The following is a 12,868-nucleotide window of genomic DNA, read 5'->3' on the forward strand; positions in this document are numbered from 1 at the left end:
ATTGTTAACAATATCCTACAGGAGGTTCCATCGCGATGCTATCGCCGCGCCGCACGATATTCAACTCGGCGGCGATTTGTCCGATAAGGATGGCGCCGGACGAAATACTTCAAGCCATCGTTGTCTTCGATCATTGGGAGAGTTGCCAAAAGCAACCGAGTATCGGAAGCTTCTTTTTTTGGCTCTCAAGCGATGGATTTGGAGATATGACGGCAGCCTCTTCCACGGAGCCAACCAGGCATGGCAGCGCAAGGATCTGCCGAGGCTGCTGGGACCAGATGCACATGCCGATTCCGATCGGCGGCCCCCTCGCTTTGCCCTTCCGCGCCTTCGGCATCACCCGCAGCAAGATGAACCCCGATATCTGCACGATTTGCGAGCGCTCCTTCCAATATGTCAAGAAGCAGCGCCAGATCACTGTCGACGCCACCATCCTGTTTGCCGATATCAGGGGCTTCACGGATCTGTCTGAGCGCATCGAGGCGGTGCAGCTGAGCGAGATCGTCAGCCTGTTCCAGGATCGCTGCGCGCAGGCGATCTGGGCACATGACGGCATCGTCAACAAGCAGATGGGCGACGGCCTGATGGCGATCTTCAATTTCCCGATCGTCAGAAAGGATCACGCCGGCGCCGCGATCCTGGCCGCGCAGGAAATCCAGCAAAACTGCGCCGTCGCGCTGAACGGTCTGGCGCTCGAGGCATTACCCGGCCGCACCCTCGGCGTCGGCGTCGGCATCCATTCCGGTGAGGTCCAGATCGGCGAATTCTCGAGCTTCCGCAGTGATTTCACCGCCATCGGCGGCGTCGTCAATCAGGCCGCGAGGCTGGAATCCCAGGCCGCGGCCGGCGAGATCCTGATCTCGGCCGAAACCGCGGCGAAGGCTCCGGATCTCACAGGCGGCTCAGAGACACGCGTCCTTACGTTGAAGGGCATCGAGCAGCCGGTGCGGGCACAGGTGCTGGCAAAACCTTGACCATCGCCCCGTCCCCAACATGGCAGCCGCGATTTCTCACGCTGTGATTGTCAAACACATCGGATTACAAGCAAGTTAATCCTCCGGAAACAAACCTCGCTTATCTCTAAGCTGTTTTGACAGCTGGGGTATCTCATGGGCAGTTTTTCTTTGTGGCACTGGTTGATCGTCTTGATCCTGATCGGCGTGCCGTTGATCTTCGTCTTCCGAAAACCGCTAGCCGGGCCGAACCGCTTCGGCGGCCTACCGCCGGCCATGGGTTTCGGCCAGGCGATCGGAAGCTTTTTCAAGAACTATGTGAACTTTAGCGGCAGAGCGAGCCGATCGGAATTCTGGTTTTCGACGCTCTTCGTCGTTCTCGTCTCCATCGCTTTGTACGCCGTTGATCGGAGCGAAACTTTGAGCCGGATCTGGTCGCTGACAATATTTCTTCCGTCGATCGCCATGGCCGCCCGACGCCTTCACGACATCAACCGAAGCGGATGGTGGCAGCTTCTTGGACTATTATTTCCTATTGGAACGGTTGTCGTCCTCGTATGGTACTGCAGGGCGTCGACAGCGGATGATTCCAGGGAAGCCGTCTTTGCTTGAGCAAAGTGTGACGATGGTCCTCGCGGACTGCGGGATACGCAGTCCGCTTAGAGACCGCCTCCTACACCCACTCCGGCAAAGAAACCCGTCGCTCGAAATACTGTTCTGCCCGGCCTGCCCCTGCAAAAAGGAGAGCCGCCGCATGGCCGTCAACCAGCGGCCCCCGGAACTCGTCGCCGACTGCCGATCGACCATTTCGATGGCCTCGATACATTCGACGACATCTCTTCCCATGGCCGCTGTGTGAGGGATCTCTGGTTTTGATCGCGTCCGAAAGGGAACCGGCGAGGCTGGCGAAGACCCCGTCTCTGCCTCAGTACTTCATGTTCCGCAGTTCCGGAAAACATAGTAACGCAACCGTTCGTCGTGGCAGCGATAGTCATTCTTTTTCAGATACAGTATCATGTCGTGTTGCAAGCCCAGGCCGATATAGGACCAGTTTGGGGAGCCACGTTCCGTCGTTCGCGTGCAATAAGCATATATCTGCTTTTCCGGATTAAGCAGAACCACGCTGGAAATCTCGGCCTTCACGAAGTTCCCCGGTTTAATGGTCCCCCGCAGAGTATCGACGTACTCGCGTCGAACTGCGCTGCAGGGCGGGCGCTGGGAATCTGCAACGGATTGCGGCGTCGCACTTTGGCAGCCGGCCAGTGCCAGCAGCGTAAGCAAGGAACTTAATCTTCATTCAGTTGAACCTCCTGTATCAAGGTCGATAGATCGAGTTTTCCAAAAGGCGATGGCTGCAAGCAGCAGCGTCACAGCCTGTGCTTCGAGGCTCCGCCCTGCGGGCTGCTCACTTCCGCATGAGGAAGGTTGGAGGATGCCGCGCCTTCGGGACGCTGGAAGCATGTCGCGCCGCCGCTCAACAAAGCCTCGAACGGCGACGCGGCCGGAGCCTTCGCCCCTGCGTCAGGTCTTCATGCCGGTCAACTCGGTAAACGGATAATAGCGCAGCCGCTTGTCGCGGCAGCGATCGTCATTCGCCGTCGCGCCTAATATTTTGCCATCCGTGAAGGAGACGCCGAGATAGGCCCAGTCTCCCCAGCTGCGCTTGGGCACCACCCGCACACAGTAAGCATAAGTCTTTTTCTCGGGCTCAAGCAGAACCACGCTGGAAATGCGGGCCCATACGACTTCTCCTGCTTCGTGCCTGTAGCTTCTCTTGAACACGATGTTGATGAAATTCTGCCGGACGTCACTCGAGGGAGGACGCTGGGAATCAGCAACAGATTGCGACACAGGGGCATTGCAGCCGGCGAGAGCCAGCAGCGCGGCGTAAACAAGGACTTTCATTTTCATTCAGCTGAATCCCTAAAAGAATCGGAGCGCAAATAAACGCTGTGTATTCCCACAAACACAGCGAGAATAATAATTGCAATACATCATGGGAAAATTGCTGCAGCTGCGGGATACCCGCTGCGTGACGCGGATATATCAGTGTTGACTCACCTACACTGATGGATTCAAAACAGAGCTTCCGGCACCATCTTCATCATCATCGTTGATCACCACCCCGGCTTCCAGCGCCGCCAGGATAAAGGCCTGCCGCACCGTCTCGGCCGGCATCCGCCCGGCAAGCCAGGCGCGGCAGAAATCGATCGCCCTCTGCTGATGGACGCCGCCATTGACCGGCCAGTCTGAGACGAGTGCATACAGCGCGTCCTGCGGTGAGCGCAAAACCAGCCGTTCGCCGGTATCGAGGTCGATCGAGATGGAGTTTTCCCAGAAGGCAGAATGATCGCTAATGGCAGTAGCACCTAGAGGTGAAGTGACTGGAAATTAACTGCGCGAGGCCGATCTCGGTTCCAGTGCAGGGCCGAATGATCGCGGTCGGACATCACGGGCGCCGGTAATCCATTCCAGGGGAGGCAATGGCCGCCAGCAGCCACGTTGCGGCGCGTGCTTCGAGGCTTCGCCCTGCGGGCTGCGCACCTCAGCATAAGGCGCGTTGGAGCATGCCGCGCCAACGCTCAGGGAGCCTCACCCTGAGGTGCCCCACAGGGGCCTCGAAGGACGGGGGCGGTGCGCCGGCTTCGCAGCGCCATAAATTTGAAAACTATTCACGCGTTCGAACAAACAGTTCGTTTCCCCTCTGTACTCTTTCCCTCTTCCCCTTCGCGCTGACGCTCTCCACATTCCCGCCATGGCCAGATCTCCGAAGAAATCCCCCGCCCCTGACGGTTTGAAGGAAGCCCCTTAATCGTCTTTTGAGGGCGCGCCGCTTTTCGCCTCGGTTTACCGGCTTCGTAAGCGACCGTAACCAATTCGTCCTCAGCCTGTGTCAGGTCAATCCGTCGGGTGGTCCGGAGCTTCGCCACCTTTGCGATTCCGGCAGTGGCGCTAGTGGAGGTCCGCTCTTGACCACGACGGCGACCGGACGCCCGGCGGTCGTCGGAATTCACCTGGGCAATGGCGAACAAGGGAAACGCGCTTTCCGTGCAGATATCATCCGTCAGAGCGCGGCAGTCAAAGCTGCGGTCGGAGATCTTCCCACAATTGATATCCGGAGTTTGCATGATAGCCGGCACGCCTACCGCCCCGTTAGTTTCCGCGCTTGACCTCCGCGCACGGCCTCTACCTAAAAGCCCGACTGCTATGCAAAGGAGGCTCCGGTGTCGGTACCCATTGAGGACTACGCGCTCATCGGCGATTGCGAAACCGCCGCACTTGTCTCGAAGAACGGCTCGATCGACTGGCTCTGTTTTCCGCGCTTCGATTCCCCCGCCTGTTTTGCCGCCCTGCTCGGCGCCGAGGAAAACGGCTTCTGGTCGCTGTCACCTTCAGGTGAAAATGTCCGCGTCACGCGCCGCTACCGCAACGATACGCTCATTCTGGAAACCGAGTTTCAGACCGAGACCGGCACCGCCGTTCTCATCGACTTCATGCCGCTTCGCGATGGCACGAGCGATCTGATGCGCATCGTCGAGGGCAAGAGCGGCACTGTCGCCTTCGATATGGAGCTCAACCTTCGCTTCGATTACGGCCGAACCGTTCCCTGGGTCACGCATGGCGAGGATGGCGGCATCACCGCCATTGCCGGCCCGGACAGGCTAACCCTGAATTGCGCCGTCCCGCTCGAAGGCCGCGGCCTGAGCACGGTCGGCTCCTTCCAGGTTGCCGCTGGCGAGAGCCAGATCTTCACACTGACCTGGTCCCCCTCGCATATGCCGCAGCCGGCTCAGCGGCAGGTGGAATATGCGCTGCCGGACACGGAGGAATTCTGGCAATCCTTTGCCGCGGCCCGCCCGAAAGTGGGCCGGTGGACGGAGCAGGTCAAACGCTCGCTCATCACGCTCAAGGCACTGACCTACATGCCTACGGGCGGCATCGTCGCCGCGGCGACAACCTCCCTGCCGGAAAAGATCGGCGGGCCGCGCAACTGGGACTACCGCTATTGCTGGCTGCGCGACGCAACGCTGACCCTGCTCGCCCTGATGAAACTCGGCTATTACGAGGAAGCCAGTGCCTGGCGCAACTGGCTGCTGCGCGCGGTCGCCGGCGCCCCGGCGCAGATGCAGATCATGTATGGCGTCGCCGGCGAGCGCAATCTGCTGGAATGGCAGGTTCCCTGGCTGAGTGGCTACGAGGGCTCGACACCCGTACGCATCGGCAATGCCGCTGCCGAACAGGTGCAGCTCGATGTCTATGGCGAGGTGGCCGACGCCATTCTGCAGGCCCGCAAGGGCGGGCTTCCGCCGCATCACCGCGAACGCGAACTGGCGGCGGCCATTCTGCCCTTTCTCGAAAAAATCTGGGTGGAGCCCGATGAAGGCATCTGGGAGGTGCGCGGCCAGCGCCAGCATTTCACCTATTCGAAGGTCATGGCCTGGGTGGCCTTCGACCGCGCCGTCCAGATTGCCGAGGTGGACGGCGAGCCCGAGGCCGCCGCACTTTGGCGCACGCTCGCAGATCACATCCATGCCGAGGTTTGCGAGAAGGCTTTCGATCCCGAACTCGGCTGTTTCGTGCAGGCCTACGGCTCCAAGGCGCTTGATGCCAGCCTGCTGCATCTCGGCATGGTCGGCTTCATCCCGCCTGATGATCCGCGCTATGTCGCGACAGTCGAGGCGATCGAGCGCAAGCTGCTGCGCGATGGCCTGCTGCTGCGCTACGAGACGCAGGAGGTGGACGACGGCCTGCCGCCAGGCGAAGGCGCGTTCCTCGCCTGCAGCTTCTGGCTCGTCGACGCCCTCGGCATGATCGGCCGCCGCGACGATGCGCTGCGCCTGTTCGAGCGGCTGCTTGATATCTGCAACGATGTCGGGCTTCTGGCAGAAGAATATGATCCCGCCGCCCGTCGCATGCTCGGCAACTTCCCGCAGGCCTTCAGCCATATCGGGTTGATCAACAGCGCGTTGAACCTCGCGCGGCTGGAGGGGCCGGCAGACCAGCGTTCGGCTTGATGATATGCTCGGCTTGGTTGTTGGGAGACCGGCGGAAGAACACTCGGCGTAGTGGTGAGGCAGCGGCGGCGACATCCCTCCGCCCCCATTCCTGTCCTCGGGTTTAACCCGAGGGATGTCACAGGAATGGGGGAAGCTGGCGTCGCCGTCACTGCCCAAGGCGAGGTTAGCGCCCTTAAGAGACACCACCCCACTATTCAAAAATCCGAACGATTCATTCGTTTCCCTTTTGTACTCTTTCCCTCTTCACTTTCGCGCTGACTCTCTCCATATTCGCGCCATGGCCAAATCTCCGAAGAAATCCCCCGCCCCGAATGGCTTCGAGGAAGCCCCTCAATCGTCTTTTGAGGGAGCCCCCCTCTCAGGCTCGGTTGCCGATTGGGTGAAGCAGCTGGAGGCCGATGCCGAAACCTCGGGCGTCGAGACCCAGCGCCAGATTGCCTCCAAGGCCGGCAAACATCGCAAGAAGGTGGAAATCGCCGCCAGGACGAAAACCAGCGACGGCGGCGTCAGCGCGTCGAAATCGGCGCGCGGCACCTCCATGGGCGGCTCGACCGACCCGAAGACACGTGCCGCCGCCGGCCTCAATCCCGTGTCGGGCATGGATACGACGCTGGAAGAAGCCTCGTCGCTGCAGGCCGGCACCGCCGTCACTGCCACGGTCGAGGCGCTGTCGGCGCTGATCGAGAGCGGCAATCCGCTGCACAAGAACGGCAAGATCTGGACACCGCACCGCCCTGCCCGGCCCGACAAATCCGAAGGCGGCATCGCCATCCGCATGCAGTCGGATTACGAGCCGGCCGGCGATCAGCCGACCGCCATCCGCGATCTCGTCGAAGGCCTGGAGAATGGCGACCGCAGCCAGGTGTTGCTCGGCGTCACCGGCTCCGGCAAGACCTTCACCATGGCCAAGGTGATCGAGGCGACGCAGCGCCCGGCCGTCATCCTGGCGCCGAACAAGACGCTGGCCGCCCAGCTCTATTCCGAATTCAAGAACTTTTTCCCCGACAATGCGGTGGAATATTTCGTTTCCTACTACGATTATTACCAGCCGGAAGCCTATGTGCCGCGCTCCGACACCTATATCGAGAAGGAATCCTCGATCAACGAGCAGATCGACCGCATGCGCCACTCGGCGACGCGCTCGCTGCTCGAACGCGACGACTGCATCATCGTCGCCTCGGTCTCCTGCATCTATGGTATCGGCTCGGTCGAGACCTATACGGCGATGACCTTCCAGATGTCGGTCGGCGACCGGCTCGACCAGCGCCAGCTGCTGGCCGACCTCGTGGCCCAGCAATACAAGCGCCGCGATATGGATTTCACCCGTGGTTCCTTCCGGGTGCGCGGCGATACGATCGAGCTCTTCCCCGCCCACCTTGAGGATGCCGCCTGGCGCATCTCGATGTTCGGCGACGAGATCGACGCCATCACCGAATTCGACCCGCTCACCGGCCAGAAGGTCGGCGACCTGAAATCGGTGAAGATCTACGCCAATTCGCACTATGTCACCCCGCGCCCGACGCTGAACGGCGCCATCAAGTCGATCAAGGAGGAGCTCAGGCTGCGCCTGGCCGAGCTGGAAAAGGCCGGCCGCCTGCTGGAGGCCCAGCGCCTCGAGCAGCGCACCCGCTACGATATCGAAATGCTCGAAGCCACAGGTTCCTGCCAGGGCATCGAGAACTATTCGCGTTACCTCACCGGCCGCGACCCCGGCGATCCGCCGCCGACGCTGTTCGAATATATCCCCGACAACGCCCTCGTCTTCATCGACGAAAGCCATGTCACCGTGCCGCAGATCGGCGGCATGTACCGGGGCGACTTCAGGCGCAAAGCGACGCTGGCCGAATACGGCTTCCGCCTGCCCTCCTGCATGGACAACCGGCCGCTGCGCTTCGAGGAATGGGACGCCATGCGCCCCGACACCATCGCTGTTTCGGCCACCCCCGGCGGCTGGGAGATGGAGCAGTCGGGCGGCGTCTTCGCAGAACAGGTGATCCGCCCGACCGGCCTGATCGACCCGCCAGTCGAGGTCCGCTCGGCCCGCACCCAGGTCGACGACGTGCTCGGCGAAATCCGCGAAACCGCGGCCAAGGGCTACCGCACCCTCTGCACCGTGCTGACCAAGCGCATGGCCGAGGACCTGACCGAATATCTGCATGAGCAGGGCGTGCGCGTACGCTACATGCACTCGGACATCGACACGCTTGAACGTATCGAGATCCTCCGCGATCTCCGCCTCGGCGCCTTCGACGTGCTGGTCGGGATCAACCTTCTGCGCGAAGGCCTCGACATTCCCGAATGCGGCTTCGTCGCCATCCTCGACGCCGACAAGGAAGGTTTCCTGCGCTCGGAGACCTCGCTGATCCAGACGATCGGCCGCGCCGCGCGCAACGTCGACGGCAAGGTCATCCTCTATGCCGACCAGGTCACCGGCTCGATGAAGCGGGCGATGGAGGAAACCGGCCGCCGCCGCGAAAAGCAGATGATCTATAACCAGGAACACGGCATTACCCCGGAATCGGTCAAGGCCAGGATCTCCGACATCCTCGACTCCGTCTACGAACGCGACCACGTCCGCGCCGATATCTCCGGCGTTTCGGGCAAGGGCTTCGCCGATGGCGGCAACCTCGTCGGCAACAACCTGCAGACCCACCTCAACGCGCTCGAAAAGAGCATGCGCGACGCTGCCGCCGACCTCGACTTCGAAAAAGCCGCCCGCCTCCGCGACGAAATCAAACGCCTCAAGGCCGTGGAACTCGCCGCCATGGACGACCCGATGGCACGCGAAGAAGCGAAGGCGATGGAAGGGAAAGCGCGCAGCTCCTCCGCTCCTCCGTCAACCCAGGGCTCGACCCGGGGATCCAAGCCGGCAACCGAGATGCAAACCTCCTATTTCGCCAAACCCTCCATCGACGACATGGGGCCAGGCACCGACACCACCACCCCCCTCTTCCGCAAGCCCGCCTTGGACGAGATGGGCCGCGACATCGCCGAACCCGCAAAGAAGACTCTCTTCCGCAAAAACGACCTCGACGAAATGACCGTCGGCCGAACGGAAAAGCCCGTCATTGGGGCGCTGCCGGAAAAGCCGGAAGCCGCCAAGGGCACGAAGCGGTTTTCACCGCTGCTTGAAGGCCAGCCGGAGCGCGATGACGTGCGGCCGGTCGTGCGCGGGAAGACGGGCGTGGGCAGTTATGAGGACCCGGGCGAGCAGAAGCGCAAGGGGCGGACGAAGGGGAAGACCGGGCGGCCGGGACGGTGAGGCTGCCAAACGTCTGCCACTCAGTTGGTCGTCGATCAAATGGTTCATCGTATCGGCCGGTCAGCAGCGCATTGTAAGGAGCAGCTTCGTAGCGACAGATGAAGTTCGCCACCGGCCTATGACAAGACGGACATGGCCCTCCACGAGCTCCAGCCCAGCGCGGCATCGACTTTCTCTGCGACAGGATATTCGAGCGACGCGACGGCCGGCTCGTCACTGTGACGGAATGAGCTCGCGACGCCGACGTGGCCCGTTATCGGGAAGGCCTCCGCGCCATGCTCCGCTGAATGAAGGGAACCGCCAATGCCAGAACTCCGCATCGACCCCTTCCCCTCCGCTGGCGAATTCAACGCCCTCTGGTCCGCCGCCTGGGGCGCGCCCGCCCCGCGCGAATTCACCCCCATCCTGTCCCGCAGCCTCGCCCATATCGGCGCCTACCACGACAACCAGCTCGTCGGCTTCGTCAACGTCGCATGGGACGGCGGCATCCATGCCTTCATCCTCGACACCTCGGTTCACCCTGATATGCGAAGGCAGGGGATCGCGACGCGTCTGGTCAGGGAGGCGACGCGGATTGCGCGGGAGCGGGGCGCCGAATGGCTGCATGTCGATTTCGAGCCGCACCTGACCGGCTTCTACCGCGCCTGCGGCTTCAGACCCACGGAAGCAGGCCTCATCAAGCTGATGTGAGGTCTGCCGCGCGGGAAGCCTGAACAAGTCGAAGCCAACACCAACCTGCGATAGTGACGCGAATGGTCGCGCGGGGCAGCACCTACCGAAGAACCCGCTGAAAACACAATTTTCGCGAGAGCATCCCACCCGAAAATGAAAGATAATACTATTTATGAAACCAAAGCATGGCTTTGAGTTCTCAAATTAAAATTCGTTTCCCCAGTATTTCATCCTTAGTTTTTCATTAAAAAAGCAATGAAAATACACAATTCTGCATTGAAAAATTGATTAACAATTGGCAAAGGTAACGAATATTCCCCACGCGGTTGTCGTTGATTGAACCAGCAACAACCGTTCCCACCGGGGATTTCTGGTTTTTACAGAATACAACGCATCTATTGGAAAGTTTAATATGGCCTTGAATATTCTGGACACGAACGGCGCCACAGTTACTAAGACCGGCGCTGAATTCGAAGCGTACGATGTTATCCGCTACTCTAACGCCACTCCCCTCACCGCCGTTACCTTGGTCGTCTCAGATTCCGGTACGGTAGACCTTGCCGACGAACTGGGCTCGGTTTCCGCGAACGTGAGGGGCTCAAGCGGCGACAATGCCATCACGACAGGCACAGGCAACGACACCATCATAGGCGGTGACGGTGCAGACACGCTGAACGGTGGCGCCGGAGAGGATCAGCTCTATGGCGGAGCTGGCAATGATACGCTGATTGGCGGGGACGGCAACGACCTGTTCTCGGGCGACGTCGGAAATGACGTCATCAGAGGCGGCGCCGGCAACGATACGATCTCCGACGGTGGATTTGGCTTTTTCCCCGGGCCTGACGGCCTCGTGTCGGAAGTTTTGGACATCGATGCGGGCGACGGCGACGATGCCATCACCGTGCAGTTAGCTCCACTGCTTTCCGGAACAATCGATGGCGGCGCCGGGATTGATACTCTGCAAGCCCTTGAGCTAAGAGGCTTGACGATCAAGAACATCGAAGTCCTTGAAACGGCGGGATATTTGGTTTCGGGTTCAAGCGCACAGTTCGAAAGCTTTGATAAGATCGTCTACTCGAACAACCTGGCCTACAATTATCCCGCCTCATTGGCGTTGACGGACAGCGCTCACCTCGATCTTTCCGACGAGCTTGGCGATCGCGGGGCTTTCGTTACCGGCTATGTCTCCGGCGTTGACGTCAAGACCGGCGGCGGCAGCGACGAGTTTACGGGCACCGACGGCAACGACATTTTCGACGGCAGCGGCGGCAATGACATCATCAACGGCAAGGCCGGCAATGACAAATTGACCGGCGGCGCCGGAAACGACACCATCAACGGCGGCGCCGGCATCGATACCGCGATCTTCTCAGGTAATTTCGCCAACTACTCCTTCGCGATGAACAACGGCGATCACATCCTGACGAGCGCCGCGGAAGGGGCGGATACGCTGACAGACGTCGAATTCGCGCGCTTTGCCGATGGCGTCTACGATTTCGCCAAGGGAACCTTCAAGCCCGATAGCAGCAATAGCGCGCCGACCAATATCCAGCTCTCGAAAACCGCCCTCTCAGAGGACACGCCGATCTGGACCACGGTCGGCCTGCTCAGCGCCAAGGACGCCGATGGCGACGCGCTCACCTATACGCTGATCGACGGAGCCAACGACCACTTCCGGATAAAGGGCAACCGTATCGTCACGTCGAAGGCTCTGGACTACGAGACGGACAAGTCGCACACGATCAAGGTCGCTGTTTCGGATGGCAAGGTCACGGTCGAAAAGGACATCACGATCAACGTCCTCGACGTCAACGAGACGCCGGTCAACAAGGCGCCGACCAATCTCGCCTTCTCGCGCAACTCGGTCAACGAGAATGTCGCGATCGGCACCTCGGTCGGCCTGCTCACGGCAAAGGATCCGGAAGGCGATACGGTGAAATGGCGGCTAACGGACGATGCCGACGGCATCTTCAAGCTCGTCGGCAACAAGATCCAGACAAAGGCGGCAATCGACTACGAAAGCACCCACAGCCTGACCTTCACCGCCGAAGCCTATGACGCGGCTGGAAACGCCACCAGCCACGATTTCACGCTCGCCGTGAAGGACGTCTTCGAGCCGTCGGTTTCGAGCCTGCTGCACGACGCTTTGATCTAACTGCGGCTTGATTCCAAGCGGCGACGCAATACGTCGCCAATGGCTTTAAAAACGGGGGGCTTGCGGTCAGCAGGCTCCCCGTGTCGATGAGGCGGAACAAGGCGCCCCGCCGAATCTCTTTTCCCCACTGGGTAGAAGCGGGAGTTCGGGCTGAGCGCCCGATCCAAATTGCTGCTCCCCCTACGCACCCGGTTCGGCTATAACTACTGCCGATCCGAGGAGAGCCCGCATGCGCCTGCCCACATTCATCCTCGCCCTGGCCATGGCGGCGCTCGCAGCCTTGCCCGCATCGGCGGCAACCTACAAGACGCCGAAGGCGCTGCTCAAGGCGCTCTATAGCTACGACACCGACAACAGCGACGCCGAGGCGCCATCACCCTATTCGATCTTCTTTTCCGACCACCTGAACAAGCTCCTCCAGACCGATCTCGACAACACGGCGGAGGGCGATGTTGGCGCAATCGACTTCGATCCCGTGATCGCTGGACAGGATGGCGCCGCGAGCGACGTCAGGATCGGCCAACCGATCCTGCTGGATGATAAGGCCGAGGTGGAAGTGCAGTTCGAAAACGGCGAGGAGGTGACGCTCTTCTACACCCTGGTGCGTGAACACGGCGGCTGGAAGGTCGACGACATCGCCAACCAAAAGGGGGATAATCCGTGGAGCCTCGGCGCGTTGCTGGGTGACGCGCAGTAGGCGGCCCAGCCACCCGCCCTCGTGGTTCGAGGCGATCCTGCGTTTGTCACTGCAATCGATTCATTGGATCGATTGCTCCGTTCCTCACCCACCATGAGGGCTGATCGGCGT

9 protein-coding genes and 2 pseudogenes are annotated in these 12,868 nt (G+C 60.8%); 8 read left to right on the forward strand and 3 right to left on the reverse strand.

The annotated features are described in order from the left end of the window. Nucleotides 1-206 precede the first annotated feature (206 nt). The 3 genes and pseudogenes from U5G49_RS12460 to U5G49_RS12470 all read left to right on the forward strand — a co-directional run. Nucleotides 207-974 (forward strand): adenylate/guanylate cyclase domain-containing protein, encoded by a 768-nt coding sequence (locus U5G49_RS12460; protein WP_026188432.1) that lies wholly within the window; start codon nucleotides 207-209, stop codon nucleotides 972-974. 135 nt (nucleotides 975-1,109) lie between these two features. Continuing rightward, nucleotides 1,110-1,565, forward strand: coding sequence for a DUF805 domain-containing protein (locus tag U5G49_RS12465; protein WP_193446599.1), 456 nt, complete (start codon nucleotides 1,110-1,112; stop codon nucleotides 1,563-1,565). 14 nt (nucleotides 1,566-1,579) lie between these two features. Next, nucleotides 1,580-1,829 (forward strand): annotated as a pseudogene (locus tag U5G49_RS12470) (GFA family protein); the annotation flags it as partial. Between the two features lie 49 nt (nucleotides 1,830-1,878). Here U5G49_RS12470 and U5G49_RS12475 read toward each other — a convergent pair. From U5G49_RS12475 to U5G49_RS12485, 3 genes and pseudogenes are all read right to left on the reverse strand, one after another. Continuing rightward, nucleotides 1,879-2,250: pseudogene (locus U5G49_RS12475) on the reverse strand (hypothetical protein). A gap of 224 nt (nucleotides 2,251-2,474) precedes the next feature. Then, entirely contained in the window at nucleotides 2,475-2,858 is a 384-nt protein-coding gene (locus U5G49_RS12480; RefSeq protein WP_018242510.1) for a hypothetical protein, read from the reverse strand. A 156-nt stretch (nucleotides 2,859-3,014) separates the two neighbouring features. After that, nucleotides 3,015-3,242 carry a DUF982 domain-containing protein gene (locus tag U5G49_RS12485; protein WP_018242511.1) on the reverse strand — a complete coding sequence of 76 codons (228 nt, stop codon included), beginning with the start codon at nucleotides 3,240-3,242 and terminating at the stop codon, nucleotides 3,015-3,017. 935 nt (nucleotides 3,243-4,177) lie between these two features. Here U5G49_RS12485 and U5G49_RS12490 point away from each other — a divergent pair. The 5 genes from U5G49_RS12490 to U5G49_RS12510 all read left to right on the forward strand — a co-directional run bounded on the left by U5G49_RS12490 (nucleotide 4,178) and on the right by U5G49_RS12510 (nucleotide 12,757). After that, complete coding sequence (locus U5G49_RS12490; RefSeq protein WP_193446600.1) at nucleotides 4,178-5,968, forward strand: glycoside hydrolase family 15 protein; 1,791 nt, start codon at nucleotides 4,178-4,180, stop codon at nucleotides 5,966-5,968. 280 nt (nucleotides 5,969-6,248) lie between these two features. Then, the gene (uvrB, locus tag U5G49_RS12495; RefSeq protein WP_193446601.1) at nucleotides 6,249-9,233 is read left to right on the forward strand and encodes an excinuclease ABC subunit UvrB; all 2,985 of its coding nucleotides are present in this window, start codon (nucleotides 6,249-6,251) and stop codon (nucleotides 9,231-9,233) included. Between the two features lie 303 nt (nucleotides 9,234-9,536). Continuing rightward, the gene (locus U5G49_RS12500; protein ID WP_130659009.1) at nucleotides 9,537-9,923 is read left to right on the forward strand and encodes a GNAT family N-acetyltransferase; all 387 of its coding nucleotides are present in this window, start codon (nucleotides 9,537-9,539) and stop codon (nucleotides 9,921-9,923) included. Nucleotides 9,924-10,317: 394 nt separating this feature from the next. After that, nucleotides 10,318-12,060, forward strand: coding sequence for a cadherin domain-containing protein (locus tag U5G49_RS12505; protein ID WP_193446602.1), 1,743 nt, complete (start codon nucleotides 10,318-10,320; stop codon nucleotides 12,058-12,060). A gap of 229 nt (nucleotides 12,061-12,289) precedes the next feature. Next, on the forward strand, nucleotides 12,290-12,757 hold the full coding sequence (locus tag U5G49_RS12510) for a DUF3828 domain-containing protein (RefSeq protein WP_193446603.1): 468 nt from the start codon (nucleotides 12,290-12,292) through the stop codon (nucleotides 12,755-12,757). Nucleotides 12,758-12,868 lie beyond the last annotated feature (111 nt).

Source organism: Rhizobium indigoferae (assembly GCF_034554815.1).
Lineage (GTDB): Bacteria > Pseudomonadota > Alphaproteobacteria > Rhizobiales > Rhizobiaceae > Rhizobium > Rhizobium leguminosarum.

What these genes read in the sequence shown, in the direction of transcription:
- U5G49_RS12505 (WP_193446602.1), top strand. Translation starts at nt 10,318, where the DNA reads ATGGCCTTGAATATTCTGGACACGAACGGCGCCACAGTTACTAAGACC.
- U5G49_RS12500 (WP_130659009.1), top strand. Translation starts at nt 9,537, where the DNA reads ATGCCAGAACTCCGCATCGACCCCTTCCCCTCCGCTGGCGAATTCAAC.
- U5G49_RS12465 (WP_193446599.1), top strand. Translation starts at nt 1,110, where the DNA reads ATGGGCAGTTTTTCTTTGTGGCACTGGTTGATCGTCTTGATCCTGATC.
- U5G49_RS12480 (WP_018242510.1), bottom strand. Translation starts at nt 2,858, where the DNA reads ATGAAAGTCCTTGTTTACGCCGCGCTGCTGGCTCTCGCCGGCTGCAAT.
- U5G49_RS12510 (WP_193446603.1), top strand. Translation starts at nt 12,290, where the DNA reads ATGCGCCTGCCCACATTCATCCTCGCCCTGGCCATGGCGGCGCTCGCA.
- uvrB (WP_193446601.1), top strand. Translation starts at nt 6,249, where the DNA reads ATGGCCAAATCTCCGAAGAAATCCCCCGCCCCGAATGGCTTCGAGGAA.
- U5G49_RS12460 (WP_026188432.1), top strand. Translation starts at nt 207, where the DNA reads ATGACGGCAGCCTCTTCCACGGAGCCAACCAGGCATGGCAGCGCAAGG.